Annotated in this window: 35 protein-coding genes and 1 pseudogene; 29 read left to right on the top strand and 7 right to left on the bottom strand. The window is 33.2% G+C overall.

Annotated features, from left to right (window positions below; genetic code table 11):
* The first annotated feature begins 8 nt into the window (after positions 1–8).
* The 21 genes and pseudogenes from RCJ96_RS16050 (at position 9) to RCJ96_RS15950 (ending at position 16,159) form a co-directional block, all read left to right on the top strand.
* Entirely contained in the window at positions 9–710 is a 702-nt protein-coding gene (locus RCJ96_RS16050) for a nucleotidyltransferase domain-containing protein (RefSeq protein ID WP_242303755.1), read from the top strand.
* 15 nt (positions 711–725) lie between these two features.
* On the top strand, positions 726–1,271 hold the full coding sequence (locus RCJ96_RS16045; RefSeq protein WP_242303756.1) for a GNAT family N-acetyltransferase: 546 nt from the start codon (positions 726–728) through the stop codon (positions 1,269–1,271).
* A gap of 34 nt (positions 1,272–1,305) precedes the next feature.
* Positions 1,306–1,806 (top strand): GNAT family N-acetyltransferase, encoded by a 501-nt coding sequence (locus tag RCJ96_RS16040; protein WP_000620334.1) that lies wholly within the window; start codon positions 1,306–1,308, stop codon positions 1,804–1,806.
* 15 nt (positions 1,807–1,821) lie between these two features.
* On the top strand, positions 1,822–2,343 hold the full coding sequence (locus tag RCJ96_RS16035) for a DinB family protein (protein WP_000654215.1): 522 nt from the start codon (positions 1,822–1,824) through the stop codon (positions 2,341–2,343).
* A 69-nt stretch (positions 2,344–2,412) separates the two neighbouring features.
* On the top strand, positions 2,413–3,351 hold the full coding sequence (locus tag RCJ96_RS16030; RefSeq protein WP_416504619.1) for a DMT family transporter: 939 nt from the start codon (positions 2,413–2,415) through the stop codon (positions 3,349–3,351).
* A 56-nt stretch (positions 3,352–3,407) separates the two neighbouring features.
* Positions 3,408–3,815 (top strand): annotated as a pseudogene (locus RCJ96_RS16025) (GNAT family N-acetyltransferase).
* A gap of 99 nt (positions 3,816–3,914) precedes the next feature.
* The gene (locus tag RCJ96_RS16020; RefSeq protein ID WP_416504620.1) at positions 3,915–4,526 is read left to right on the top strand and encodes a hypothetical protein; all 612 of its coding nucleotides are present in this window, start codon (positions 3,915–3,917) and stop codon (positions 4,524–4,526) included.
* Between the two features lie 20 nt (positions 4,527–4,546).
* A complete protein-coding gene (locus RCJ96_RS16015) occupies positions 4,547–5,794 on the top strand; it encodes a glutathionylspermidine synthase family protein (protein WP_416504621.1) in 1,248 nt (415 codons plus the stop codon).
* 177 nt (positions 5,795–5,971) lie between these two features.
* Entirely contained in the window at positions 5,972–6,769 is a 798-nt protein-coding gene (aacC, locus tag RCJ96_RS16010) for a BA2930 family N-acetyltransferase (RefSeq protein WP_139302890.1), read from the top strand.
* Between the two features lie 15 nt (positions 6,770–6,784).
* On the top strand, positions 6,785–7,474 hold the full coding sequence (locus RCJ96_RS16005; protein ID WP_074609979.1) for a phosphopantothenoylcysteine decarboxylase domain-containing protein: 690 nt from the start codon (positions 6,785–6,787) through the stop codon (positions 7,472–7,474).
* A 123-nt stretch (positions 7,475–7,597) separates the two neighbouring features.
* Positions 7,598–8,068, top strand: coding sequence for a tetratricopeptide repeat protein (locus tag RCJ96_RS16000; RefSeq protein ID WP_071728863.1), 471 nt, complete (start codon positions 7,598–7,600; stop codon positions 8,066–8,068).
* A 16-nt stretch (positions 8,069–8,084) separates the two neighbouring features.
* The gene (locus RCJ96_RS15995) at positions 8,085–9,134 is read left to right on the top strand and encodes a hypothetical protein (protein ID WP_416504622.1); all 1,050 of its coding nucleotides are present in this window, start codon (positions 8,085–8,087) and stop codon (positions 9,132–9,134) included.
* Entirely contained in the window at positions 9,127–9,621 is a 495-nt protein-coding gene (locus tag RCJ96_RS15990) for an NUDIX hydrolase (protein ID WP_270795934.1), read from the top strand. Before RCJ96_RS15995 ends, RCJ96_RS15990 begins: the two co-directional genes overlap by 8 nt.
* Before the next feature lie 101 nt (positions 9,622–9,722).
* Positions 9,723–10,232 carry a DUF402 domain-containing protein gene (locus RCJ96_RS15985; RefSeq protein ID WP_416504623.1) on the top strand — a complete coding sequence of 170 codons (510 nt, stop codon included), beginning with the start codon at positions 9,723–9,725 and terminating at the stop codon, positions 10,230–10,232.
* A 208-nt stretch (positions 10,233–10,440) separates the two neighbouring features.
* Complete coding sequence (locus RCJ96_RS15980; protein WP_446699815.1) at positions 10,441–11,031, top strand: TetR/AcrR family transcriptional regulator; 591 nt, start codon at positions 10,441–10,443, stop codon at positions 11,029–11,031.
* Positions 11,028–11,756, top strand: coding sequence for a hypothetical protein (locus RCJ96_RS15975; RefSeq protein ID WP_416504630.1), 729 nt, complete (start codon positions 11,028–11,030; stop codon positions 11,754–11,756). Before RCJ96_RS15980 ends, RCJ96_RS15975 begins: the two co-directional genes overlap by 4 nt.
* A gap of 228 nt (positions 11,757–11,984) precedes the next feature.
* Positions 11,985–12,740: an ABC transporter ATP-binding protein gene (locus RCJ96_RS15970; protein WP_416504624.1), complete on the top strand. Its 756-nt coding sequence runs from the start codon at positions 11,985–11,987 to the stop codon at positions 12,738–12,740.
* A 17-nt stretch (positions 12,741–12,757) separates the two neighbouring features.
* Entirely contained in the window at positions 12,758–13,744 is a 987-nt protein-coding gene (locus RCJ96_RS15965; protein ID WP_416504625.1) for an aliphatic sulfonate ABC transporter substrate-binding protein, read from the top strand.
* Between the two features lie 16 nt (positions 13,745–13,760).
* Positions 13,761–14,609: an ABC transporter permease gene (locus RCJ96_RS15960; RefSeq protein ID WP_000432113.1), complete on the top strand. Its 849-nt coding sequence runs from the start codon at positions 13,761–13,763 to the stop codon at positions 14,607–14,609.
* Between the two features lie 77 nt (positions 14,610–14,686).
* Positions 14,687–15,799 carry an FMNH2-dependent alkanesulfonate monooxygenase gene (gene ssuD / locus RCJ96_RS15955; RefSeq protein WP_074609996.1) on the top strand — a complete coding sequence of 371 codons (1,113 nt, stop codon included), beginning with the start codon at positions 14,687–14,689 and terminating at the stop codon, positions 15,797–15,799.
* A gap of 267 nt (positions 15,800–16,066) precedes the next feature.
* Entirely contained in the window at positions 16,067–16,159 is a 93-nt protein-coding gene (locus RCJ96_RS15950; RefSeq protein ID WP_001289320.1) for a putative holin-like toxin, read from the top strand.
* Positions 16,160–16,389: 230 nt separating this feature from the next.
* Here RCJ96_RS15950 and RCJ96_RS15945 read toward each other — a convergent pair whose 3' ends face one another.
* Positions 16,390–17,211: an HNH endonuclease gene (locus RCJ96_RS15945; RefSeq protein ID WP_074609998.1), complete on the bottom strand. Its 822-nt coding sequence runs from the start codon at positions 17,209–17,211 to the stop codon at positions 16,390–16,392.
* A 149-nt stretch (positions 17,212–17,360) separates the two neighbouring features.
* On the opposite strand from RCJ96_RS15945, the gene RCJ96_RS15940 reads away from it, so the two are divergent.
* Entirely contained in the window at positions 17,361–18,446 is a 1,086-nt protein-coding gene (locus RCJ96_RS15940; protein ID WP_000837884.1) for an AI-2E family transporter, read from the top strand.
* A 240-nt stretch (positions 18,447–18,686) separates the two neighbouring features.
* Here RCJ96_RS15940 and RCJ96_RS15935 read toward each other — a convergent pair whose 3' ends face one another.
* The 6 genes from RCJ96_RS15935 to RCJ96_RS15910 are packed head-to-tail and all read right to left on the bottom strand — an operon-like array spanning position 18,687 to position 19,672.
* Complete coding sequence (locus tag RCJ96_RS15935; protein ID WP_071728872.1) at positions 18,687–18,827, bottom strand: YrzI family small protein; 141 nt, start codon at positions 18,825–18,827, stop codon at positions 18,687–18,689.
* 25 nt (positions 18,828–18,852) lie between these two features.
* Complete coding sequence (locus tag RCJ96_RS15930; protein ID WP_000669812.1) at positions 18,853–18,993, bottom strand: YrzI family small protein; 141 nt, start codon at positions 18,991–18,993, stop codon at positions 18,853–18,855.
* 25 nt (positions 18,994–19,018) lie between these two features.
* The gene (locus RCJ96_RS15925; protein WP_000668976.1) at positions 19,019–19,162 is read right to left on the bottom strand and encodes a YrzI family small protein; all 144 of its coding nucleotides are present in this window, start codon (positions 19,160–19,162) and stop codon (positions 19,019–19,021) included.
* 26 nt (positions 19,163–19,188) lie between these two features.
* Positions 19,189–19,332 carry a YrzI family small protein gene (locus RCJ96_RS15920; RefSeq protein ID WP_074562549.1) on the bottom strand — a complete coding sequence of 48 codons (144 nt, stop codon included), beginning with the start codon at positions 19,330–19,332 and terminating at the stop codon, positions 19,189–19,191.
* Between the two features lie 28 nt (positions 19,333–19,360).
* Entirely contained in the window at positions 19,361–19,504 is a 144-nt protein-coding gene (locus RCJ96_RS15915) for a YrzI family small protein (protein WP_029438701.1), read from the bottom strand.
* 27 nt (positions 19,505–19,531) lie between these two features.
* Positions 19,532–19,672, bottom strand: a complete 141-nt coding sequence (locus tag RCJ96_RS15910) for a YrzI family small protein (RefSeq protein ID WP_074610000.1) — start codon at positions 19,670–19,672, stop codon at positions 19,532–19,534.
* A gap of 440 nt (positions 19,673–20,112) precedes the next feature.
* On the opposite strand from RCJ96_RS15910, the gene RCJ96_RS15905 reads away from it, so the two are divergent.
* The 7 genes from RCJ96_RS15905 to RCJ96_RS15875 all read left to right on the top strand — a co-directional run bounded on the left by RCJ96_RS15905 (position 20,113) and on the right by RCJ96_RS15875 (position 24,393).
* Positions 20,113–20,697 carry a DUF4825 domain-containing protein gene (locus tag RCJ96_RS15905; RefSeq protein ID WP_074610002.1) on the top strand — a complete coding sequence of 195 codons (585 nt, stop codon included), beginning with the start codon at positions 20,113–20,115 and terminating at the stop codon, positions 20,695–20,697.
* Between the two features lie 23 nt (positions 20,698–20,720).
* The gene (locus RCJ96_RS15900; protein ID WP_446699814.1) at positions 20,721–21,209 is read left to right on the top strand and encodes a DinB family protein; all 489 of its coding nucleotides are present in this window, start codon (positions 20,721–20,723) and stop codon (positions 21,207–21,209) included.
* A 125-nt stretch (positions 21,210–21,334) separates the two neighbouring features.
* A complete protein-coding gene (locus tag RCJ96_RS15895; protein ID WP_074610006.1) occupies positions 21,335–21,715 on the top strand; it encodes a GntR family transcriptional regulator in 381 nt (126 codons plus the stop codon).
* On the top strand, positions 21,712–22,584 hold the full coding sequence (locus tag RCJ96_RS15890; protein ID WP_164690861.1) for an ABC transporter ATP-binding protein: 873 nt from the start codon (positions 21,712–21,714) through the stop codon (positions 22,582–22,584). Before RCJ96_RS15895 ends, RCJ96_RS15890 begins: the two co-directional genes overlap by 4 nt.
* On the top strand, positions 22,581–23,252 hold the full coding sequence (locus tag RCJ96_RS15885; RefSeq protein WP_074610010.1) for a DUF4052 family protein: 672 nt from the start codon (positions 22,581–22,583) through the stop codon (positions 23,250–23,252). The genes RCJ96_RS15890 and RCJ96_RS15885 overlap by 4 nt, the downstream gene beginning before the upstream one ends.
* A gap of 32 nt (positions 23,253–23,284) precedes the next feature.
* Positions 23,285–23,764, top strand: coding sequence for a CcdC family protein (locus tag RCJ96_RS15880; protein WP_416504626.1), 480 nt, complete (start codon positions 23,285–23,287; stop codon positions 23,762–23,764).
* A gap of 119 nt (positions 23,765–23,883) precedes the next feature.
* Complete coding sequence (locus tag RCJ96_RS15875; RefSeq protein WP_074610013.1) at positions 23,884–24,393, top strand: 2'-5' RNA ligase family protein; 510 nt, start codon at positions 23,884–23,886, stop codon at positions 24,391–24,393.
* The last annotated feature ends 2 nt before the right edge of the window (positions 24,394–24,395 follow it).

Here is a 24,395-nt window from a genome sequence, read left to right as displayed (position 1 = left end):
GAACGGTTATGAAAGCAATGGAAGCGGCACAAAGCATAATTACATCACACTTTCCGGATTGTGATGTAGCTTTACTTGGGGGAAGCGTTGCAAGAGGAGAAGCGACAAAAACATCTGATCTGGACATTGTAATAGTTGATCAAAGTTTAACGTCTTGTTATCGAGAATCTTTCTATAGTAATGGATGGCCTGTTGAAGTGTTTGTACATAATTTTGAAACGTATAAAACCTTTTTTAAAATGGATTGCGATCGCGGGAGACCTTCGTTACCACAATTAGTTTCAGAGGGGATTGTATTAAAAGGTGAAAATGAAATTGTTGAAAAACTAAAAAGAGAAGCAAATGATTTACTAAATAAAGGACCAGCAAAATGGACCGAAGAAATGATGAAGCAGAAGCGGTATTTTATTACAGATACTTTGGATGATTTTATTGGTGCATCAAAAAGAGAAGAAGAATTATTTATCGCGAATTTATTAGCTGATTTATTACATGAATATGTTTTAAGAGTAAATGGGAAATGGCTTGGAAGTTCAAAATGGTTTATAAGGGTACTTAGAAAATATGATGAACAATACGCAAATCAATTTGTGGCAGCGTTCGATCATTTTTATACAACGCGAGAAAAAAGTGAATTAATTACTTTTATAGAAAAAACGTTAGAACAGTATGGAGGAAGAATGTTCGAAGGGTTTTCTATAGGAAAATAAAAAGGGGATAGCACAATGAATGTTCCATTCGTTCAATTAAGAGAACTGACACTAGATGATGTAGAAGACCGATATCAATGGTCATTAGATACAGAAGTAACGAAACATTTAGTTGTACCAGATCAATATCCACCGTTCACTCGTGAAGATACAAAACAATGGATTGAGGCATGTATAAATCGAAAAAATGGTTATGAACAAAGAGCTATCACGGCAGAGAACGGCATACATATTGGATGGGTAGATCTTAAAAACTTTGATAAAATAAATAAAAATGCAGAATTGGGAATCGCGATTGGTAATAAAGAGTATTGGGGCAAAGGATATGGGATAGCAGCTCTATATAGTATGTTACATGTAGCATTCTTTGAGTTCGAATTAGAAAAAGTATGGCTACGTGTAGATGAAGATAATTTACAAGCTAGAAAGAGCTATGAAAAGGCTGGTTTTGTATGCGAAGGGTTAATGAGAAATGATCGATTACGTAAAGGTCAGTTCATTCATCGCTATCGTTATAGTATGTTAAGAGAAGAATATCAATCTTTAATTAGTAGTTTGTAAAAATATTATGTTAATTTAAAGGGGATGGAGTAATATGATTCGATTACTTACGAAAGAAGATGCAAAAAAATATTGGGACTTACGTTTACAAGCATTACAAGTAAATCCAGAGGCATTTGTAACAACTTATGAAGAGGCGATTCACCAAGAAAATCCGATTAAGCGAGTGGAAAGTAATTTAACAGCTGCTACTAGTTGTACATTTGGTGCTTTTAATGAAGATCATCAATTAGTTGGAGTTGTTACTTTACTAACAGAAGAGAAAGAGGCGTATAAACATAAAGGTCATATCGTTGCGATGTATGTAGATGCAAGCAATCGAAGAAGTGGTCTTGCACGTGAGTTAATACGTAAGGCAATCGAAAAAGCAAGAGAAATGAACTTGGAACAATTGACATTAGGTGTTGTATCCACTAACGAGCCAGCAAAAAGGTTGTATGAATCAATGGGCTTTAAAACGTATGGGATTGAAAAGAGAGCTATAAAGATGAATGGTGTGTATAGTGATGATGAACATATGGTTTTGTTCCTTTAAAAGAGGGAGTTTACTATGAAAGATCTCTATTTAGAAAAAAATATGAACCCGCAAGTAGCAATTCTATATGCGACAGTTGCCGATACATTTAAACGGTTGCAAAAGTTAGTAGAGGGTACCGATGAGAAAGAACTGTCTTTTAAAGGGTTAAAAAATAATGAAAATAGTATTGGACAACTACTTCAACATTTAGCAGTTGTCGATTTGCATTGGGTATACCGCTTAAAAGGAGAACCCGTTCCACTGGCACTTGATAATATATATGGACCTATGTTAAATGAAGCAGGAGAGCTGCCCAGTTTAAGAAAACATACATTGCAACAATTAATGCAAGATTATGAAGCAGTGCAACATATGTTTTATGAGGAATGTATGAAACTAACAGAAAATGATTTAACACGAGAGGTTTTTTATGAAAAGGGAGAAAATGCGACTATAAGGTGGGGAATATGGCATATAGCTGATCATAATCGGTACCATCAAGCTCATATTAGTCAGTTAAGAAAACTATATAGAGCTAGAATGCATACGAGATAAAGATTTCGAATTTTAATTATATTTAATTTGTTGTATAGTATAAGAAGAAACTAAACAAGGGGTTTTATAATGAAAGCTATTGCAGTAGGGATATTGGCATCATTTTTCTTTGCCTTTACCTTCGTTTTAAACCGGGCAATGGATTTAGAAGGTGGAAGCTGGATTTGGAGTGCATCATTACGGTACTACTTTATGGTTCCAATGCTTTTACTTATTGTCATGTATAGAGGAAACTTAAAGCAACTCTTTCAATATATGAAAAATAATCCGAAAGAATGGTTAGTGTGGAGTATCGTTGGATTCGGTCTCTTCTATGCACCACTTAGTTTTGCTGGAGCTTTTGGACCTGGTTGGCTCGTTGCATCAACATGGCAAATTACAATCGTCGCAGGGATTTTGTTAACACCATTTTTTGCGGTAGATCCGTTACATAAAAAACTCCCAATGAAGGAATTAGTTATGTCGGGTATTATTTTATGCGGTGTTGTACTTATGCAAGTAGAGCATGCTTCTTCATTAGGAATTCGTGAAACCGTTCTATGTGTCGTTCCTGTACTTATTGCAGCGTTTGCGTATCCTCTTGGAAATCGAAAAATGATGCAAGTTTGTAAAGGGGAATTAGATGTATTCCAGCGAGTTCTCGGTATGACATTAGCAAGCCTACCATTTTGGTTTTTACTATCTGGTTATGAAGTATCAACAGATGGTCTACCGTCAAGTAGCCAAGTTTTCCAATGTTTTATAGTAGCAGTTAGTTCAGGTTTAATCGCAACGGTATTATTCTTCTTTGCGACAGATCTTGTAAAAGATGATCCGCAAAAACTAGCAACAGTGGAAGCAACTCAGTCCGGTGAGGTTTTATTTGCGCTATTAGGAGAACTCATCTTACTATCTGCGCCAATTCCGTCATCTTTATCTTGGATTGGTATGAGTCTAGTTATTATCGGAATGATACTACATAGTTATGTAGCAGTCGTTGTGAAAAAAGAAGAAAAAATAACTGCGTAATGAGATTAGCTCTTTTTATAAAGAGCTAATCTTTTTTCGTAGAAAGGGATGAAGAAATGAATTTGCAACATGTTGAACAAATTGAGAAAGATTCTATTTTAAATGTACTATAATATGCAGTCGGACCAAGTGAAACTAGCTTAAAGAAAGCAGTTTTATTTTATGAAAGGAATAAAGCGACTTTGCATAGATATGAAGAAAAGGCTTGCATAGGTATTGAAATAATCGGAGCAAAGAAAGCGAGAATTTGTCATATAGCAGTCGTTCCACAATATCGTCATAATGGAATTGCGTGGCAAATGATAAAGGAAGTATTAAGAATGCATCAATTGATGTATCTAGAAGCAGAGACAGACGATGAGGCGGTAGAATTTTATAAAAGAATTGGTTTTCAGGTTAGAAGTTTAGGAGAAAAATATCCAGGAGTTGAAAGATTTCATTGTTACTTGGAAAAGGAGCAATGAAAATATACATATTGAGTATGGTTTGAAAAAAGTAATAATAACATTATATAATATAGTTATCTGGAAAAATATAGATAAAAGAAGATGGGTGTATAACACATGAGAATGGATAAAAGTAAATTTATAAAAATTGCTACTTCAATAGGCGTATCATCTTTTTTATTAACGGGCTGTGGGGATTATGAAGAAGATACTGCCCAGCAAGAAAATAATGCTGTTAAAACAGATGGTGCAAAACAAGAAAATGAACAAGAAACATTAAATTGTGATGATAAAGCCCCGACTAATGAAAATGTAGAAAAAGATGAGTTATGTAAGGAAAATAATCCGTCATTTTCTTCTTATCATGAAAGTTCGCATTTACCGATACTGCCGTTCGTTGCAGGATATTTATTAGCAAGCAGAACCTCAAATATGAATTATTCAGCAAAACCAAATGTACTGAAGAAACCATATACGAACAATATTATTCCTTATCGTGAAAAAGATGAGCGTAGAACTGGTGGCAGTGGTGGTGGAGGGTATTACGGCGGAACTAACAGTAACAATAGTAATTCTTCCAATAAAGTAGATTTAAATAAACAGCAGCCAAATCCATCAAATAAAGTAACACCAGATACAAATGCGCCGAAATCATCTACGACACAAACGCCGAAAGTGAATTCTGGTTCTAGTGGGATTGGGAATGCAAAAGCGCCAGCAGGATCCTAAAATGAAAGGATAATGGAGTAATGTATACAGAACAAGCACAGAAAGATTATATGAAAGTATGGTTTTCACTTGCAGAAGAGGCTGGCCGGAATGGGTTTACTTGGCCGAGTCTATTAGAAAATGAAGAATGGAATCAATATATGGCCACAGGTATGTATCGTATGCCAATAAAAACTTATACTGCTATTTCAAAAGCGACAGAAGAAATTATGTATGTGCTATATAGAACATATCAATACATTCTCAATACGACAAAAGATTTTCAAAAATTAGGATTTCCAGCTGAAACGTGGGAAATTGCGAGAATGAAACATACAGGTTTGTTTTCATATTTTACAAGGTTTGACTTTATCGTAAATGGTGAAGATATAAAGTTAATAGAAGTAAATTGTGATACACCCACAGGTTATTTAGAGCCATCTGTCGCAAATGAAGTATTATGCCGTTATCACGATGTAAATCATCCAAATCATATAGAAGAGCATATTGTGCAGGCGTGGGAACAAATTAAACATGACTATAGTATAGATCCTAGAGAAACGATTTATTTTACGAGTTATGATTGGCATGATGAAGACCATCAAACGGTTCAATTTTTAAGAAGCTATTGTTTAGATCAGTCAACGGATTATATAGGTATACAAGATATCGTCGTGGCAGATGATGGTATATATACGCCAAATGGTGAGAGAATTCATTATTTATATAGACTATATCCAATTGAATATTTAGTTTCAGATGCTGATAAAAGCGGGAAAAGAATTGGACTCCAGTTTTTAGATCATATAGCGCAAGGCAGAGTGAAAATCATTAATCCACCAGCTGCTTTTCTTATGCAAAATAAAAGTGTACTCGCATTAATTTGGCAACTTTACGAAGAAGAAGTTTTCTTTAAGGAAGAGGAGCGGGGAATCATTCAGAAATACTTCCTACCAACATATTTTACAAATAAACCGTTTATAGAAAGAAATGAATCCTATGTTTCTAAACCTTTATACGGCCGTGAAGGTGGAGGAGTATCTATATACGAAAATAATGAACTATTAGCTGAAGATAAAACAGAGTATTACTTTGAACAGCGGAAAATATATCAGCAATACATAGAAATGCCAGACTATACAATTGACACGTGGGACGGTCCGTATACTGGTAAACTATTAATTGGTTCACACTGTATTAGCGGGAGAGCTGCTGGTTTATTTTTACGTGTAGGTGAGAAAATAACAGGAAATTTATCGATGTTTACTGGAGTTACAATTGAAGGATAAATGAAACAAAGAGCTTATCATTTTTGGTGAGCTCTTTGTTTGTATATAGTGTTTTTATGTTTTTGATGTAACGCCTTCATTTTTTGCATAGATAAAAACGATTAAGTTAAAAATTAAGAAAAATATGATAATATATGTATGTAGTAGTTTAAAACAAATGGGGGAACAATCGTGAAAATGAATGACATAGTGGCAAGTACAGCATTGCCAAATACAATCAAAACAATTACAAATGATTTAAGAAAATTAGGGTTAGAAAAAGGAATGACGGTTATTGTACATTCTTCGTTAAGTTCCATTGGCTGGATATCAGGCGGAGCAGTTGCAGTAGTAGAGGCGTTAATGAATGTTATTACAGAAGAAGGAACACTCATTATGCCAACGCAATCTTCAGATTTATCCGATCCGAAACATTGGTCAAGACCGCCTGTTCCTGAAGATTGGTGGCAGATTATCCGTGATAATGTCCCAGCTTATGATCCACGAATAACACCAACAAGAGGCATGGGGGAAATAGTTGAATGTTTTCGTACATATCCGAATGTAGTACGTAGTAACCATCCATTAGGAAGCTTTGCTGCATGGGGAAGACATGCAGAAGAAATAACGGTAAATCAGTCACTATCGATGAGTTTAGGAGAAGAATCTCCATTAAGAAAAATATACGATCTAGACGGATACATATTATTAATTGGTGTTGGATATGATTCCAATACTTCTGTACATTTATCAGAAGTACGTTCTGGGGCATGTGAGTTAATAAAAGTAGGGGCACCGATTATAGAAAATGGTGAAAGAGTATGGAAAGAATTTGTTGATATGGATTACGATTCTGACAAATTTGTAGAAATCGGTGTAGAGTTTGAGCAAAAGGGAACCGTAACAATGGGGAAAATAGGAAACGCAAAGTGCCGTCTTATGAAACAACGTGATATAGTTGACTTTGGAACAGAATGGTTTCGTAAGAAAAATTAGTAAGGGATGGTTACGATGAAGGGGAAAAAGGTATTAATTACAAGCGGTGGTTGTTTAGAAAAATGGGATCAAGTACGCGGACATACAAATATGGCAAAAGGAACAATTGGAAGAATAATCGCGGAAGAGCTTATAAGTAAAGGGGCTCATGTTATATATTTACACGGTTATTTTGCGGAGAAACCGAATGATATAAACAATCAATTAGAATTACACCCATTTGAAGGAATTGTTGATTTACAAGATAAAATGAAAAGTATCATTACGCATGAAAAAGTCGATGCGGTTATTATGGCAGCGGCTGGATCTGATTGGGTTGTGGACAAAATTTGTGATCAAGAGGGCAACGTTCTTGATATGAATGGAAAAATATCAAGTGATATAGCGCCAATTATACATTTTCAAAAGGCACCGAAAGTATTAAAGCAAATAAAACAGTGGGATTCAGAAACTGTACTCGTTGGCTTTAAACTTGAAAGCGATATAAATGAAGAAGAACTGTTTGAAAGAGCGAAAAATAGAATGGAAGAAGCAAAGGCAAGTGTAATGATTGCAAATTCACCACATTCTTTATATTCGCGCGGAGCAATGCACTACGTAATTGGACAAGATGGTAAAGGGCAGTTATGTAATGGAAAAGATGAAACAGCGAAAGAAATTGTCAAAAGGTTAGAAGTACTATGTAATCACGTTACTGCTTTATAATTTCAAGTATTTGGATAAGAGTGAATCCGCATAGTATATATTGGTAAGCGAAACTTTTTGCTTTGATACAAACGTTAACCATTCAATATGGATACATAGAATAATTGGTGAGGAGTGAATTCTATGGAACATTTATTAAAGCAAGCTATTAAACTCCGGAAAGAAAAGAAATATGCGCAGTCTAAAGAGATACTCATTGGATTAACGAATTTTACGAGGGATGCAGAAGTACTTTATCAATGTGCATGGATACATGATGTAATGGGGCTTGAAACAGAAGCTATGCCGTATTATGAACAGGCAATTGCAAACGGTCTTGAAGGTGAGTCACTTTGCGGAGCTTATATTGGCCTTGGTAGTACATATCGTTGTATAGGTGAGTATGACAAAGCAATTACTGTTTTAGAAACAGGATTACAGCAGTTTCCAGATAATGATGTGATGAAAGTATTTTTGTCATTAGCGAAATATAACGTAAACGATCATGAATCCGCAATGAAATTATTACTTGAAACAGTCGTAAAAGTAGAAGAAGTTAAAGAATTTGAACGTGCTATTTCATTTTATAAAGATCATTTAAATGAGGTTTTTTAAATAGAGGAGTGAACATATGAGTGTCACACTTTCGCGAAGGCGAAAAGGTATCTGGATTGGACTCGTATCTTTAATCTTGTTATCAAACTATTTATTATATGCTCTTCCGATTGTACCAGCTGCTCCGAAAGAAGTAGTACTTGGTTCCTTGCTAGATTGTATGATTGTAATTCCGGTCATTACGTATTTCTTTATCATTCGAAAAAGATACTCGTTAACGTATATATTTCCTGTTGTAATAGCTGGTTATATATTTGCAAGGTTTATTATTCCAAGCGACTATTTACAAGCTTTTTCTTACATTTCTTATATTATAGTGGCAGGAGAAATTGCTTTTGTATGTTTTGAGTTATTCCTTCTATATAAAATTGTTAGAAAGCTCCCTAACATAATAAAAAAATATAAAGAATATAAAAGTGAGTATTCTTCATTTTCTTATGCAATTGATGCAGCGTTTGACACCACTATGAAAAGAAATAAATTAGTAGATATCATTGTAACAGAGTGTAAGTTAATCTATTATGCATTTTTATCGTGGCGTGAAAAAGTGCCAGAAGGTGAATGCGTATACTCATATCACAAAAAGACTGGTGCAATAGGTGTATATATTATGATCATCCATGCGACTTTAATAGAAAGTATTGGTTTTCATTATTTGTTTCATCAATGGAATCCAGTTGTAGCATGGGTGTTACTTATTTTAAACGTATATGCAATGTTTTATTTTTTAGCTGAAATACAAGCAATGCGTAAAAATCCAATTATTGTTACGGAAGAAAAAATAATTATTCAAATTGGATTAGGAAAGAAAATCATTATACCATTTGCACAAATTGATAAGATTACGTTTTATAAAGGAGAACTTTTAAAGAAAGAGAAAGAGCTTCTTGACGCAACGGTGATGGAATTTATAAAGGAACCTCCAACATTTGAAATCATACTCAAAGAGCCAATAAAAGCACAATTGTTATATGGATTTTCTAAAACAGTAAGTCACGTTCACTTAAATGTTGATGAGGAACGGAAGTTTTATGATGCAGTTACCGAGAAATTAAAACATGGGTAATGCTATTAATTTTCATCGCGTGTTTGGTGTGTACGGTATTTGTATCGAAAATAATAATATATTAGTAATCGATAAATCAAAAGGTCCATATAAGAATAGATATGATCTACCTGGTGGGAGCTTATATGAAGAGGAGTCGCTGTTATCGGCACTCCATAGGGAATGTAAAGAAGAAACTGGATTAGAAGTAAAGGTTATAAAGCAAGTAGGTACGGTTGATTTTCAATACCCTTCAAAGTTTAAAGATTATACACATGTACACCATATTGCAGTTTTGTATGAAGTTGAAAAGAGTGCAGGGAAAATCATAGTACCAAAACAATTTGAAGGTCAAGATTCTTTAGGAGCGAGATGGGTTTCTATAGAAAGCATTACAGAAGACAATTCATCTCCGCTTGTATGTAGTGCAGTAGAGTGGCTGAAAACAAATGAGCTTCCATTAGAAGTAAAAAAATATGAAACATGGACAGTGAAAAACTCCTTCTAAAATAAGAGGGAGTTTTATTGTATACTTGGAGACCAAACACTTCTTTATGACTATATAAACCGATATAATAAAGCTAGAAATAGCATAAGGGGAAACAAAGAATGAATAAATTACTAACACCAAAAAGTGAAATTATAGAAAGAAAAATAAGATATGACTCGACAACAGTAGAACACACTTGTTTATTACTTGAAAAGCAGTTGCAAAGTATCGTGCTATTTCATGAGGTTCAGTATTCATTTACAATGACTGCACATCGTGCGAGTTTAACAATCTCAAAAGGAAGTTACACCATTGCATACTATTGGGAAAATCGTCCGTACAATTTATACATATGGAGAGATAAGAATGGAACGTATGTAGGCTCTTATTTTAATGTTGTAAAAAATACGCAAATAACAGATGAACTAGTGTCATTTGAAGACTTAATTATTGATATTTTGGTACTTCCAAGCGGAGAATATTTTATTTTAGATGAGGATGAGTTGCCTGAGTCTTTAGAGGAGTTTGAGGATGGTTATGTGAATGAAGCTCTTAATGTATTAGAGGAAATCATTCAAAAGACCCTTCCTCAAATGATTGTAGAAACAGAAAGAGTGAGGTTAAACTAAATTGTAATCGATTTGAAAATAGAATACGTGTTTAATGAAATTGAGTAGTCTCAAGTTATATAATCTAACTTTTTTGATAAGTTTAAGGTTAGATGTATATTTCTTGGGATTACTCTTTTTTGTGGAAATTAATATTGACTGAATACAGTTCAGTCGTTTATGATTGAATCAGATTCAGTCGCAGAAAAAACATAATAGGAGATAACATATGAAAAGAATATCGAAAGAACCAGATGTTAGAAGGCAAGAGTTGATGGATATTGGTTTTGAACTATATATGAAAAATGGTATGAAAGGATTTGGCATAAAAGATGTTGTGAATCATGCTGGTGTAGCAACGGGCTTATTTTATTATTACTTCAAGTCTAAAGAGAATTTTGTTGATGAAGTATTAAATGATTTTATTGTGAAAAATATGGAGTTAATTGAAGAAATACTTATTTCTAATGAACGGTCTGTCATGCAAAAGCTGAAAGATTCTCTAAATATATTTTGGACATTTATCGAAAAATTAGCACCCTATAAAAATGTGAGTTCGTTTCAGACGGAACAACATTTTCAACTGGAACAGAAATTATTTATGCGAATGCAGCCATTAATTCGACAAGTAATCGAAGAAGGGGTGAAAACTGGGATTTTTAATACTGATAACTCATTATTAGCATCAGGATTTATTTTATACGGTCTTAGCAGTATTGCTCATTCAGAGGTGAATTTGAATCTAGACACGAAGCAAGAAATGGTTAATTTAGTATTAAATACACTACGATATGATCAAAGAGAAGGAGAATGTATATGAAGATCATGATTGATGGAAACAATATTTCGAATGAACAACTTACAAAGTGGAAAAAAGAACGTATGAAAAAAGTTTTCAATACATTAGGACATAAAGAGCCAGAATTAAATGATACAGACGTTATGATAAAAAAACTAACAGAACTAAAATTAAATTATTCATACAATGAAATGTATGATAAGTTAAAATCTAAACTTAAATTAAGTGAAATGGGTATGCTTATTTGTACTGCTTTATCTGGTGATAGACGAAAATTTTCAAAAACAAATATTTATTTAGATGGGATTACAGCAGAAGAGGCGATAAATGGAATTGATAGTTTTATGCTTGAACAATCAGATGAAAATAATCAAGTGAATTTATCAGCCTGTCCAGATCACTACGTACTAAGACCCTTTGGGGAAAATGAATTGGAGGTTATCGAAACTACTGGTAATTCTCCATTTCCAGTTCAATTTTTTATTGTTTTTGGTGACGAAACAGGATTAAAGACACCTAGAGATAAGTCTTATCAATACCAATCAACAGGTGTTGCACGTATGAAAGACGGTACTACTATTGGTGGAGTTCGACATCAATTCAAAGATACAGATACTGGTATAGAAGTAAGTCTAGTTGTAGAGTTTCCGGCACTTTGTCCTAATAGTCTTATTAAATCGCATCAAATGCATTTGGCATGTGAGTTTTCTTATTGGTTACAGTGGATTAAGAACCATAAAAAATAATTTTTATATAAATAACAATAAGGATATTTAAACGAATCATATGTATTTTTTAATAAAACCTAGTTGACTTATCGGAAATATTTGTATAATATGTAGTTAATTCCATAACGTATTGCTGATTGGAGAAACCAAAGGCATTTTATCTATTGATAAAATGCCTTTGGTTTTTTTTATTACATAAATACTGAATCTATTCATTTAGATGAATCATTTCAAGGAGGGGAAGAAGTGACTGTTTCAATTAATGAGGTATCAAAATATTTTTCGAAGCAAACTGATACTGTTCAAGTATTAGAGAATATTAATTTTCAATTAGAAAAAGGGGATTTTGTTACAGTAATTGGTCCGAGTGGTTGCGGGAAAAGTACATTATTAAAAATTGTTGCTGGTTTAGACAACGATTTTGAAGGTGAAATCATTATTGATGGGGAGCGCATAACAAAACCGAGTAAGAAGCAAGGATTTATATTTCAAGAGCATCGTCTGTTTCCGTGGTTAACAGTTGAAGAAAACATTGCAGCTGATTTGTCATTAAAAGATAAGTATGTGAAGGATAAGGTAAAGGAATGGGTTGAAATTGTTCGGTTAGATGGTTTTGAAAAATCATATCCGAAAGAAATATCAGGCGGGATGTCACAACGTGTTGCGATTGCAAGAGCGTTGCTAAGAGATCCTAATGTATTATTACTTGATGAACCATTTGGAGCACTGGATGCATTTACCCGAAGTCATTTGCAAGAAGTACTGCTCAATATTTGGGAACAAAAAAAGACGACAATGATATTCGTTACACATGATATAGACGAAGCAATATATCTTTCAAACAGAATTGTCATCATGAGTGCAAAGCCTGGAAAAATACATAAAGTAATTGAAAATAATTTACCTTATCCGCGTAGTAAAACTTCGGAGTCATTCCAAGAAATTCGAAAGAAAGTATTACAGCAGTTTGAGTATGGAGGATTGATTCAAACAAGTTTATAGGGAGAAGGTGAGTATTTATGTATAAAAAATTTAAAGTTCTTTCTTTTGCATTAGCTATTTCTTTATTTTTATTCGGATGTGAGAAAAGTACAGCAAGTAGTAAGAAGGAAGATGTAACAGTACAAATTGGTATTCAGCAAGGATTAAGTCCACTATTACTCGCGCAGAAAAAGGGATGGTTTGAAGAGGAGTTTAAAAAAGAAGGAGTTAAGGTGAAATGGACAGAATTCCAAAGCGGTCCTCCTTATTTTGAAGCGATTGCATCAAATCGATTAGACTTTGGTGAAGTTGGCAATTCTCCAGTTATTTCCGCGCAAGCAGCAGGTATTGAATTTACCGAAATTGCTAATACAAGTTATGCGAGAAAAGGAACAGGGATTCTTGTACAAAAAGATAGCAAGATTATGAGTGTAAAAGATTTAAAAGGTAAAAAAATCGCAGTAGCAAAAGGAAGTAGCGCATTTAATTTATTGTATCGAGCGCTTGATAAAGAAGGTATCAATGCGAAAGATGTAAATGTCATTCAGTTACAACCAGATGAAGCGCAGCCAGCATTTGAATCAGGATCAGTAGATGCATGGGCAATTTGGGATCCTTTCATATCGTTACATACGGTAAATAAAGGAGCGAAGGTGATTACAGATGGTGAACAATTAAATGTATCTTCTCCAGAGTTTTTAATTGCGAGAACAAAATTTGCGAAAGAGCATCCAGAATTAGTGGAGAAATTCCTTAAAGTATATGAAAAAGCACGTGTATGGCAAGATGAAAACTTGGATGAAGCAATAAAAATATACACTTCTGCAAAGAAAATAGATGCAGATATTGTAAAAGAAGTGTTTCATCACGACAAACCCATCTTAGTTCCGGTAACGAAAGAAATAGTTGCAGAACAGCAACAGACAGCAGATTTTCAATATAAGCTTGGTTCTATAAAGAAAGAAATTAAGACAGATAAAGTTGTAGATAATTCTTTCGTAGAAAAAGCGTTAAAGGCAAAGTGAAAAGAGGTTGTATAAATTGGAGAATACGAAAGCGGTTATTAAAAGGGCGAGTATAACGATTGAGAAAAACAATGTAAAGAAAGTACAGAAGACGAATATCAAATTTTTGATAAGGGCAATTACTATACCAATTATTATATTAATAATTTGGCAATTGGCCGGCGTATTCGGTCTAGTTTCTAAAACAGTTTTACCAACGCCGCTAGATATATTTTTAGCTTTTCAAGAACTTATAAAAACAGGAGAGTTATTCGGTCATGTAAGTATTAGTGTATTCAGGGCTGCGGCTGGTTTCTTTATTGGCGGGAGTTTAGGAATTATTTTAGGAACAATTGTTGGATTTTCAACGAGAAGTGAGCAATATTTAGATCCGTCAGTACAAATGTTAAGAACTGTGCCTCACTTAGCTGTTGCACCGCTTTTCGTATTATGGTTCGGTTTTGGGGAAACATCAAAAGTGTTATTAATTGCAGATGGTGCATTTTTTCCTTTATACGTAAACGCGTTTCTAGGAATACGAGGTGTAGATTCAAAGTTATTTGATGTTGCGAGAGTGTTAGAGTTTAGTAAAAGAAAATTAATTACAAAACTAATTTTACCGGCAGCATTGCCAAACCTATTACTTGGGGCAAGATTATCATTAGGAGTTGCATGGGTGAGTTTAGTAGTCGCAGAACTTATGGGATCTACAGAAGGTATTGGCTATATGATTATGGATGCAAGGCAATTTTCAAATACAGATATTGTATTTGTCGGTATTATTATCTTTGCATTCGTTGGGAAGTTTTCGGATTCACTCGTACGTTTACTAGAAGTGAAGTTTTTAAGATGGCGAGATAATTTTAAAGGCGAGATAGGAAATTAACATATAAATTATTAGGGGTAATTTATATAGAGTGCTTTAATATACGTTTCAAAATAATAAAGGGGTGTGCAAAAAAAATGGAATTATTATGGTTTATTCCGGCTTATGGAGATGGTAGATATTTAGGTACAACAAAGAGAGGAAGAGCAGCTGAGTATGGTTATTATAAACAAGTTGCACAGGCAGCTGATTATTTAGGATATACAGGTGTATTACTTCCAACTGGTCAAGGTTGTGAAGATCCATGGGTGTTAGCGTCAGCTCTTGCAGCTGAGACAGAAAAGCTAAAATTTTTAGTAGCAGTTAGACCGGGACTAATGTCACCGACAGTTGCAGCAAGGATGGCATCTACATTTGATAGAATTTCAGACGGAAGGTTACTTATTAATGTAGTCGCTGGAGGAGATCCAGTTGAATTACAAGGAGATGGATTGTATCTTGAGCATGATGAAAGATATGAATCAGCTGATGAGTTTTTAAAAGTTTGGAAATCGACATTGCAAGGTGAAACATTTTCTTTAGAAGGAAAACATATTAAAGTTACGGAAAGTAAAGTTGTGTTCCCGCCAGTGCAAACGCCATACCCTCCTATATATTTTGGAGGATCATCCGCTGCTGGAAAGGAAGTTGCAGCAGAACATAGTGATGTATATTTAACGTGGGGCGAGCCGCCAGAGCAAGTGAAGGAGAAAATAGAGGAAGTAAGAAAACTGGCAGAAGAGAAGGGGCGTTCAGTACGATTTGGCATCAGGTTACACGTAATTGTAAGAGAAACAGAAGAAGAAGCATGGGAAGAGGCAGAACGTTTAATTCAATATGTAGATAATGAGACAATTGAGCTTGCTCAAAAGACATTTGCAAGATATGATTCAGTGGGACAAAAACGAATGACACATTTAAATAAAGGAACAAGGGAGTCGCTAGAGATAAGTCCTAACTTATGGGCTGGCATCGGGCTTGTAAGAGGTGGTGCGGGCACTGCGCTTGTTGGAGATCCGCATACAGTAGCAAATAGAATAAAAGAATATGAAGCGTTAGGAATTGATACATTTGTTTTATCAGGATATCCTCATTTAGAAGAGGCATATGAAGTGGCCGAACTGTTATTTCCTTTATTGAAAGAAGATAAGAAACAAGAAAATAAAATTGTTGGTGAAATGATAGCTGATGCATATGCATTAAAAAAATAGTGAGAAATAAAGTGAAACTTTAATCCTTTGGATGAATTGTCCCAAAGGATTATTAGTTGAACCAATCGGGTATTTACAGGCAGTTTCACCTATGCTTTACTCCATTTTATTTACTGCCTGTTAATACGGGATAAAAAAACTCGCAAGTAAATCACTTGCGGGTTTTCATCGTAAACTATCAGAAAATATGGTAAAATTAAATAGTAACTTAAGGTATGGTTGGTTGTTCAATTATCACTTCTCCAAGTAGAAGGGGGGTGATAATAAGTGAGTGAAATAGCGTTGTTACTGCAAGGTGGACTGTTTCTCGTTGCATTGTTAACGTTCGTCGTCGTTTTAATAGACAAGCTCAAAAAATAACAACCCACCTATGCCGATAGAATGTGGGTTGTTTTGTTTGTAAGAAACAAATAGGATAAATGAACAATCCAATCTGCTAAGTTACGTGGACTAGTGTGTAGCCGCACACTAGTCTTTTTTTATTTATATACAATTTATAATTGGTTTATGTGATTGTATTGTTCTTTTCATACTTATTATAACACAGTGTCTTTTCATCAAGAAAGGAGACCGTATGTTCTGTTTTGTGATTAAATAGAAGGTGATTTTTCTTTAAAGAGTCCGTCCATATACTGTTTTAAAGTTTGAACGTAAAATTCTTGCTTATTTACATCATTTACGCCGACAATTGGTGAAGGAAGTTCATATCTTTTTTCTGATAAATGAACGACAACATCAAAAATATCAAATAGACGAATGAAACAGAACAGTCCATCTTTATCACTCAATAAAATAAAGTAGTGGTTTTCGCTATTTGTATTTAATGTATTCCATAAAGAACTTTTGCTTAAATCACGAACAATGCTCTTTTCTTTTAATTCCATGAAGTCGGCATTCGATAGGATGCTAGAAATATCAATCGCATCTGGATCTTCAAAATAGCCATTGACTGCTTGTACAGCGAAAGTATAAGCCATTTTTAATACACTCATTTTATACTTACGGTTATCTAAAAGTAATTCACGTTGAATAGAGCTAGCTACTTTTGTTACACGTTCTTCTTTCCAGATTTCGTTATGTAGTGAAATATCGTGCTTTTTACATAGTTTCATAATTAATGCATTGGAATAAAGTATTTCATCGCTTACTTCAACAACATCTGTCTCAGCGGCCGCAAGTTCCTCACCATGCTCATTCGTATAGAGCGGGGAGTCAATTTGTTTTTTCATGTGTTCAATCTTAAACTGACTTAATTTATGCCGGATTAAGGGGCGATCAATATTTGTTGTCATTTGTTCATAACAAGTATCACAAATTGAGTTTGTGAAATAATATCCACATAATATTTCTGGGATGACATATTGTTCACTAAGTTCTTTCGTATCTTTTCTGCAAATGATGCATTGTGTCATTTTTATCACCTTTACCTGCAAATTTGTATGTAATCTCATTGTAGTGTATTTATTGGTATTTTGGAATATTGTAAAGGAAAATATTATGTGAAATTGTTACTTATTTTGGTACAATGAAGAGAAGTGCTAGTTTAAAGGAGGACGTTTTTTTGAAATCGAAAGTGCACTTTTGGACATTAGAAGTGCTAATGGTTGTAGCGATCATATTTATTTGCACAAAAATATCGTTTCTATTTCAACCGATTGGTATCTTCATATCAACGCTGTTTTTCCCAATCTTAATCGCGTTATTTTTATACTTCATATTTAATCCGGTATTAGTCTTTTTGGAGGATAAAAAAGTACCTAGAAATTTAGCGATTTTACTGTTATATCTTTTTATCATAACATTAACTGCAGTTGGCGTTGGGGTAGTTGTTCCAACGATCTCACAACAGCTAATGGATTTAGTGAAAAATATGCCAGGCTATATAAAAGAGGGAAAACTATACATACAAGATTTATCCCATCATAGATTGTTTGAATGGTTATCTACACAAAACTATGTTTCCATTGAAACAATTGAAAAAAATGCAATTGAATACTTAAAGGATATACCAAACACAATTACGTCGAGTGCAACGGCTTTATTTGGTATCATAACGAACGTCGCATTAGTTATTTTTACAGTACCGTTCATTTTATTTTATATGTTTAAAGATGGACATGCGTTTCCAGGAAAAGCAGTAAGTTTATTACCAGAGTCATACCGTGAAGAAGGGCTTCGTATCATTAAGGAAACGAACGAAACATTATCTGCATATATTCAAGGGCAAGCGCTCGTTTGTATATTTGTAGGTGCTTTTACTTTTATCGGTTATTTAATTATCGATTTACCGTACGCTTTTGTTTTAGGAATTATAGCTGCATTTACAAATATAATTCCTAACTTAGGTCCATTTATCGGTGCAGCACCAGCTGTTATTGTAGGTTTGTTCGTATCTCCGATGCAAGCGTTGTACGTAATTATTATCGTAACAATTGTACAACAATTTGAAAGTAACATCATTTCACCGCGTATTATGAGTTCAAAATTAAATATCCATCCGTTAACAATTATTATTTTAATTTTAGGGGTAGGTAACTTTGCGGGAATTATCGGAATGATCTTGGCGGTACCAGTTTATGCAGTAACGAAAACAGTTGTATCGAACTTAGTGAGACTGTTTAAGACGAAACGAAGTAATCGAAAATAGTATATGTTTAGAAAGATACACCGCTTTTTAAGTGGTGTATCTTTGTTTATTAATCAATGTTGAAAAGTGTACGAATGCAATCTTATTATATATTTATTACATATCAAATATAACGGTAAAGTTGTATGATATAGACCCGATAAAACTATGTGGAATCCCTCTGAACTATCCAAATCATTTCCCTAGAGCGTGCTATCAACATCATAATCGACTCCTTTCAAGTTTTATATTTTTAAAGGATTATAGGTGAGAGTAGTATTGGCTTCTACGATCTCGAATTTCGTCCATAATCTTTTTGTATTGTTGCTCTTGCTTTAATTCATCTTCAGAAAAGATTTCTTTCTGGATTGTAATTGTTAAAAAGAAAAGGTGAAACTTCATGATACATTTCTCCTTTCGAAAGGAATTATAGATGGCTACAGTAGTGACTTTGACGTTCTTTTACATCTTCCATAGCTTTATTAATTTGATGATCATGCAATATTTCACTGTCGGAGAACTTAGTTTTTTGAATCGTAATGGTTAAAAAGAATACTTTAAATTTCATTACATATTACCCCTTTATAAGTTTATTAGAAAAGACGGCTGTAATAAGAAGCTTGACGCTCTTTTACTTCGTCCATAATAGTTTGAATGTGTTGCTCACGCAAAATCTCATTCTGTGAAAGTTTACGTTTTTGAATCGTAATGGTTAAAAAGAATGCTTTAAATTTCATGAAGGCATTGCTCCTTTATAATTAATTTAGAAAAGGCGTGTGTAATAAGAGGCTTGACGCTCTTTTACTTCGTCCATAATAGTTTGAATGTGTTGTTCACGTAAAATCTCATTCTGTGAAAGTTTACGTTTTTGAATCGTAATCGTTAAAAAGAATGCTTTAAATTTCATAAAGGTATTTCTCCTTAAAAATATATTTTTAATACATGTGCGTATAGTATGAACTTTTAATGTCAGTCATTTTATCAGTCAGTTGTTTTAATTGTTGTTTACGAATGATTTCAGCTTCAGTTAAAGTATTTTTCTGAAGTACAGTCGTAAAAAAGAAAATATGAAAAGTCATAAATGAATTCCTCCTTTCGAAAAGGAATTACATGTGATCACAATAAAGTGCTTGGCGCTCCTTAACATCATTCATAGCTTTTTCTATTCGCTCATTATGAAACATTTCATCTTTAGAAATTTTATTTCTTTGAATCGTAATACTTAAAAACAATACGCTAATAGTCATCGAATGTTGCTCCTTTCTTTAAAAAATAATGTAAGAGACTAAAAAATCGCACAAAAAAGCCACAGGAAGATATAGTTCTCCTATGGCCAGGCGTGAAAAAGCCACAGGAAAGTATACGACCTCCTGTGGCGAATTTATGAATTAATAGAAATAAAGTACGATTTTCAATTCTCCATTAGGGTGGTCGAATTCATATTTAATTGTCCAGAAAACACAGGTGCAGTTAACGCTAAAGTTAAAGCATGTAATTGTAATTTCATCATTTCCTTCGACCTCCTTTTAGAATATTTTTCTTACGTTAGTAAGTATATACAATTAATGGATAATTGTAAACATAAAAAATGAAAATTTTTAATTTTGATTAAAATGCGTATATTTTAAAGGGTTTTGATAAGGTGTATTGTAATTAACGAAATATCGATAAAAATGGGGGATGCTAAATGAAATATATGCATCGTAATGTAGTTGTTATGCTAACAATTTTTTTATGTATTACTGCTTGTTCTAAAGGAGAAAGGATAAAAGAAATATCCGATGTTGAACCTGGTGATTTTAAGAAATATGCGGGGACATACGTTGGGAATAACTCAGATATAGTTGCAATTGTTAATCATTTACCCGGTGGTGAAACATTTCAAAGTGTAAGTTTAGAGAATGAAAGTATAAAGGTGAACTATGGTACAAAAGGGAATGGCCCCCTTACAGAAGACATGGTTGAGACGTATTGGTTTGATGGTAAGGATACGATGGAGAAGAATTTTCTCTTTAACATTATTTATTTAGCGATTTTAGTACCAAATGCGAAAAGCTACGAGTTTCAAGTGGAAAATAAAAAGTTTACGATAAAAAGAGAAGAAATACTACCAACATTGTATGAAAATTTTAATGATTTTCCAAAAGAAGATAATATATGGGATAAAAAGAAAGTAGTAAAGTTCCTTAATGATAATAACGAAAAAATTAATAGGCTTGTGAATGATAAAGATTTCCGAAAATCTTTATTTGTTAAACATCCAGTAAAGTAGTCGAAATAATTGGAGGGACAAAGATGGAGTTAGTATACAAAATTTCTTATCATAGAATGCAGGCTCATTATTTACCTAAGTTAGTACAGGCAATTCAGTTCGTTAGTGAAGAAGATTTATGGAAACAAGGGGATTTTGTGAATTCAATTGGTGGAATTATACTACATATTTGTGAACATATACAGAGAAATACTAGTCGTTATAAAAATTCAAATATAGTCTTTGAAAAGGGAATTGAGGAGTATTTTCCAGTAAAGCGACAACGTACTGAACTTTTGCTACAGTACGTTGAAGAAGTATTTGATGAATGGGGAAAAACATATATACAAGCATGTGGAGAAAAAAGACATATTGACCTTCATAGTTTATTACATTTAGTGGAGCACACAAGTTATCATTTAGGGCAAGTTGTAGATCGTACAAAGTCTATAAAGGGACAAAAATTTAATTTTTGTCAAAATGGTATAAATGAAAAGAATTTAAGAGTTAGAGTTGAAACTTCAAAATTTTAGAAAGAGAGTTATTCTTAAACGAATGACTCTCTTTTTTTATAAAAGAAATTTATGGAAATATACATTTTTATGTGATATGGTTAATTACATAAGTAATGAACCTATGAACCTAAGGTGGTGAAATTATGAAATCTACTCTGGAGCAAAATAAATTAATATACTTGCAAATTGCAGAAACGATTGAATCAGATATTTTAAAAGACATATTACTTGAAGAAGAACAAGTTCCATCAACAAATCAATTTGCGAAGATGTTACAAATAAATCCAGCTACTGCAGCTAAAGGGGTAAACGTATTAGTGGATGAAGGGATTTTATATAAAAAGAGAGGGATCGGGATGTTTGTTGCAAAGGGAGCGAAAGAAGTCGTACTAAAAAAAAGACAAAACACTTTTATGACCGAATATTTACCGAAAGTGTGGGAAGAAGCAAAAGTGCTAGAAATATCAAAAGATGAATTGATGGATATGATTCAAAAAATTACGAAGGAGGGGAACGAGGGATGATTGCACTTGAAACGAAAGATATAACGAAAAAATACAAAAAGAAAGTAGCAGTAAATGAAGTAACGATTTCATTGGAAGAGCATAAAATATATGGTTTGCTCGGTAGAAACGGAGCAGGAAAAACGACACTATTAAATTTACTTGCAGGCCAAATTACTTCAAGTAGTGGAAGCGTATCAATATTTGGCGAACATGTTTTTGAGAATAGTAAAGCGATGCAAAATATTTGTTTTGTTAAAGTGAAAGAAGCTGCTTATTTAAATAATAAAGTTAAAGAAATTTTTAATTTATGTAACATGTTTTATAAAAACTGGGATCAAAAGTTTGCTGAAGAACTTGCTAGGAAATTTCAGCTTAATTTGAAAGAAAAATACCATAAATTATCACACGGAATGCAAACAGTTGTCGGTATTATTCAAGGATTAGCAAGTAGATCACCAATTACTATTTTTGATGAACCAACTACAGGTTTAGACGCAGCGCATCGTGAGTTGTTTTATAGTTTACTACTAGAAGATTACGGTGAATATCCACGAACAATTATATTATCAACCCACTTAGTAGAAGAAGTAACTCATATTATTGAAGATGTAATCATCATAAAAGAAGGAAGATTGGTTGTTCAATCATCAGTGGAAGAATTGCTACAACAAGGTCATATTATTTCAGGAAAAAAAGATAAAGTGGATGAGTTTTCAAGCAATAAAAAAGTAATAAACCGAGAAGTTTATGGAAATAAGGGGATTGCTGTTATATGGAAAGAACTTTCTAATGAAGATTATTACTCTCTTGAAAAAGAAGGTTTAGCAATTGATAGAATTACATTACAAAAACTATTTATTCATATAACGGGTGGTGAAGTGAAATGACGATGTTAATGAAACAGTTGAAGTTACATATAAAATATCAGTATAAAGCCATTCTTACCTTTTGGACTGTAGCATTACTTATAAAAGGGACAATGACAGCAACGGATTTAAAGGGAATAAAGGTAGCATTTTTACACGATATCTTTAATAATTCATCAATTGCAATCGTAATGTTTATTGTGATAAGTATGTTTCTTATTCAACTTGATATTTTCCCTACGGTCGTCTCGTTCGGTGTCACTAGGTTGCAATTCTTGATGGGTTCAATATGTTTTATTTTATTGCAATCAGCATTGTTTTCAGGTCTTCAAATTTTATTTTTACAAGGTACATTTTATAAAACAGAACAGATAAATTTAGGATCATATGCAATTGAACAATTCTTTGTGCAGTTCATATTTTATAGTACATTAGCTTGTTTATTCCAATCAACAATCATTTTTCAGAAAAGATTTAATTGGTTCGGATTAGCCTTTAGTATAATATTTTTATTTGGATTGGCTAGTACAATGTATGCAGGGATAGGAATAAAAGAATTGGTGTTTATTAATAGTAAAATGTTACTAGAAATACCTCATTTTATATCAGTTTCGATAGTACTTATTTTCATATATATTGTAATAAGCGCACTATTTATTCGTAAGGTTTCATTTGAAGATACAATTTAAATACATTTAATTTAAGGGAGAAGGAAGATTAAATGGGAGACACATCCTCACTAATTAAAGTCTTTTTATGCATTGCACTACTAATATTTTGGCGTCGTTATCGTTCTATGTATAAGCCAATAAAGGGATCGGGAAAACGTATTTTGTGGCCATTATTATTTTTAACACCAGGTGTTTTATGGTTTTTTGGTCCAGTACATCCAGCTATATTACAAGTAATTATAGCGGTATTCATTGGTGTACTTTTTGCTGTGCCGCTTATAGTTTTAACGAATTATGAACGAAGAGATGATGGGAATATTTATACGAAAAAAAGTGCTGCCTTTTTAATTACTTTTATTGCACTTGTTGTTTTGAGATACGGTTCAAGACAATATATTGTTGACTTAGATCAGCAAACGATTGGTTTATTATTTTACATCGTTGCAGTATCGTATATTATTCCTTGGAGAATTGCCTGTTATATAAAGTTTAGGAAAGTTTGGCGGGAAAATAGTAACCATGCTATATGAAAACTTCTCACTCGAGAAGTTTTCTTGTTTTTACATGTAAGCAAAACAATTTGTTGAAGTACAATGTTGTTGTAGAATATGATAATTATTAAAATGAAGGAAAGTAGAGGGGGATAAAAATGCGTACCATTTTATTCTTTCTAAATAACATGTCCATCGATAAAATAGAGAACATTAGGCAAAAACATGATCCTTTATTTGGATTAATTCCACCGCATATAACAATCGTATTTCCATTTAAGAGTAATATTTCAAGTGATGCATTAAAATCTCATATTTTAAATTTATCAAAAGGGGTAGGGGAAATTGAAGTTGAGTTTGCAAATCATATCACTAATGTAGGAAACTATTTGTTTTTTGAAGTGGAGGGAGGAAGAAAACCAATAGAAGAACTACATGATATGCTGTATACAGGACCTTTAATACAATTTTTGAAAGAAGATATTCCTTACTTACCGCATGTAACAGTTGGGAGAAAAGAAAGCGCGGAGTTAGCTGCTGAAGTAGCCAAGGATATACATAGTTTACCTGAAAAGTTACAATGTGTAATTGATAGAATTAGTGTAGAGCGAATTGGAGAGAACGGGGAATCAATTATTGAATTTGAAGTACCGTTGCAAAAAAGCTGACA

The sequence above is a fragment of the Bacillus sp. BSL6 genome (assembly GCF_052928345.1).
This window is presented reverse-complemented; position numbering and strand designations above follow the sequence as displayed.

What these genes read in the sequence shown, in the direction of transcription:
- RCJ96_RS16020 (WP_416504620.1), top strand. Translation starts at nt 3,915, where the DNA reads ATGAGAATGGATAAAAGTAAATTTATAAAAATTGCTACTTCAATAGGC.
- aacC (WP_139302890.1), top strand. Translation starts at nt 5,972, where the DNA reads ATGAATGACATAGTGGCAAGTACAGCATTGCCAAATACAATCAAAACA.
- RCJ96_RS15925 (WP_000668976.1), bottom strand. Translation starts at nt 19,162, where the DNA reads ATGAAATTTAAAGCATTCTTTTTAACCATTACGATTCAAAAACGTAAA.
- RCJ96_RS15975 (WP_416504630.1), top strand. Translation starts at nt 11,028, where the DNA reads ATGAAGATCATGATTGATGGAAACAATATTTCGAATGAACAACTTACA.
- RCJ96_RS15990 (WP_270795934.1), top strand. Translation starts at nt 9,127, where the DNA reads ATGGGTAATGCTATTAATTTTCATCGCGTGTTTGGTGTGTACGGTATT.
- RCJ96_RS15995 (WP_416504622.1), top strand. Translation starts at nt 8,085, where the DNA reads ATGAGTGTCACACTTTCGCGAAGGCGAAAAGGTATCTGGATTGGACTC.
- RCJ96_RS15880 (WP_416504626.1), top strand. Translation starts at nt 23,285, where the DNA reads ATGGGAGACACATCCTCACTAATTAAAGTCTTTTTATGCATTGCACTA.
- RCJ96_RS16045 (WP_242303756.1), top strand. Translation starts at nt 726, where the DNA reads ATGAATGTTCCATTCGTTCAATTAAGAGAACTGACACTAGATGATGTA.
- RCJ96_RS15895 (WP_074610006.1), top strand. Translation starts at nt 21,335, where the DNA reads ATGAAATCTACTCTGGAGCAAAATAAATTAATATACTTGCAAATTGCA.
- RCJ96_RS15890 (WP_164690861.1), top strand. Translation starts at nt 21,712, where the DNA reads ATGATTGCACTTGAAACGAAAGATATAACGAAAAAATACAAAAAGAAA.
- RCJ96_RS15905 (WP_074610002.1), top strand. Translation starts at nt 20,113, where the DNA reads ATGAAATATATGCATCGTAATGTAGTTGTTATGCTAACAATTTTTTTA.
- RCJ96_RS16050 (WP_242303755.1), top strand. Translation starts at nt 9, where the DNA reads ATGAAAGCAATGGAAGCGGCACAAAGCATAATTACATCACACTTTCCG.
- RCJ96_RS15985 (WP_416504623.1), top strand. Translation starts at nt 9,723, where the DNA reads ATGAATAAATTACTAACACCAAAAAGTGAAATTATAGAAAGAAAAATA.
- RCJ96_RS15965 (WP_416504625.1), top strand. Translation starts at nt 12,758, where the DNA reads ATGTATAAAAAATTTAAAGTTCTTTCTTTTGCATTAGCTATTTCTTTA.
- RCJ96_RS16030 (WP_416504619.1), top strand. Translation starts at nt 2,413, where the DNA reads ATGAAAGCTATTGCAGTAGGGATATTGGCATCATTTTTCTTTGCCTTT.
- RCJ96_RS15935 (WP_071728872.1), bottom strand. Translation starts at nt 18,827, where the DNA reads ATGAAGTTTCACCTTTTCTTTTTAACAATTACAATCCAGAAAGAAATC.
- RCJ96_RS15875 (WP_074610013.1), top strand. Translation starts at nt 23,884, where the DNA reads ATGCGTACCATTTTATTCTTTCTAAATAACATGTCCATCGATAAAATA.
- RCJ96_RS16015 (WP_416504621.1), top strand. Translation starts at nt 4,547, where the DNA reads ATGTATACAGAACAAGCACAGAAAGATTATATGAAAGTATGGTTTTCA.
- RCJ96_RS15920 (WP_074562549.1), bottom strand. Translation starts at nt 19,332, where the DNA reads ATGAAATTTAAAGCATTCTTTTTAACGATTACGATTCAAAAACGTAAA.
- RCJ96_RS15980 (WP_446699815.1), top strand. Translation starts at nt 10,441, where the DNA reads ATGAAAAGAATATCGAAAGAACCAGATGTTAGAAGGCAAGAGTTGATG.
- RCJ96_RS15930 (WP_000669812.1), bottom strand. Translation starts at nt 18,993, where the DNA reads ATGAAATTTAAAGTATTCTTTTTAACCATTACGATTCAAAAAACTAAG.
- RCJ96_RS15915 (WP_029438701.1), bottom strand. Translation starts at nt 19,504, where the DNA reads ATGACTTTTCATATTTTCTTTTTTACGACTGTACTTCAGAAAAATACT.
- RCJ96_RS16000 (WP_071728863.1), top strand. Translation starts at nt 7,598, where the DNA reads ATGGAACATTTATTAAAGCAAGCTATTAAACTCCGGAAAGAAAAGAAA.
- RCJ96_RS15945 (WP_074609998.1), bottom strand. Translation starts at nt 17,211, where the DNA reads ATGACACAATGCATCATTTGCAGAAAAGATACGAAAGAACTTAGTGAA.
- RCJ96_RS16035 (WP_000654215.1), top strand. Translation starts at nt 1,822, where the DNA reads ATGAAAGATCTCTATTTAGAAAAAAATATGAACCCGCAAGTAGCAATT.
- RCJ96_RS15900 (WP_446699814.1), top strand. Translation starts at nt 20,721, where the DNA reads ATGGAGTTAGTATACAAAATTTCTTATCATAGAATGCAGGCTCATTAT.
- RCJ96_RS16005 (WP_074609979.1), top strand. Translation starts at nt 6,785, where the DNA reads ATGAAGGGGAAAAAGGTATTAATTACAAGCGGTGGTTGTTTAGAAAAA.
- RCJ96_RS15910 (WP_074610000.1), bottom strand. Translation starts at nt 19,672, where the DNA reads ATGACTATTAGCGTATTGTTTTTAAGTATTACGATTCAAAGAAATAAA.
- ssuD (WP_074609996.1), top strand. Translation starts at nt 14,687, where the DNA reads ATGGAATTATTATGGTTTATTCCGGCTTATGGAGATGGTAGATATTTA.
- RCJ96_RS16040 (WP_000620334.1), top strand. Translation starts at nt 1,306, where the DNA reads ATGATTCGATTACTTACGAAAGAAGATGCAAAAAAATATTGGGACTTA.
- RCJ96_RS15885 (WP_074610010.1), top strand. Translation starts at nt 22,581, where the DNA reads ATGACGATGTTAATGAAACAGTTGAAGTTACATATAAAATATCAGTAT.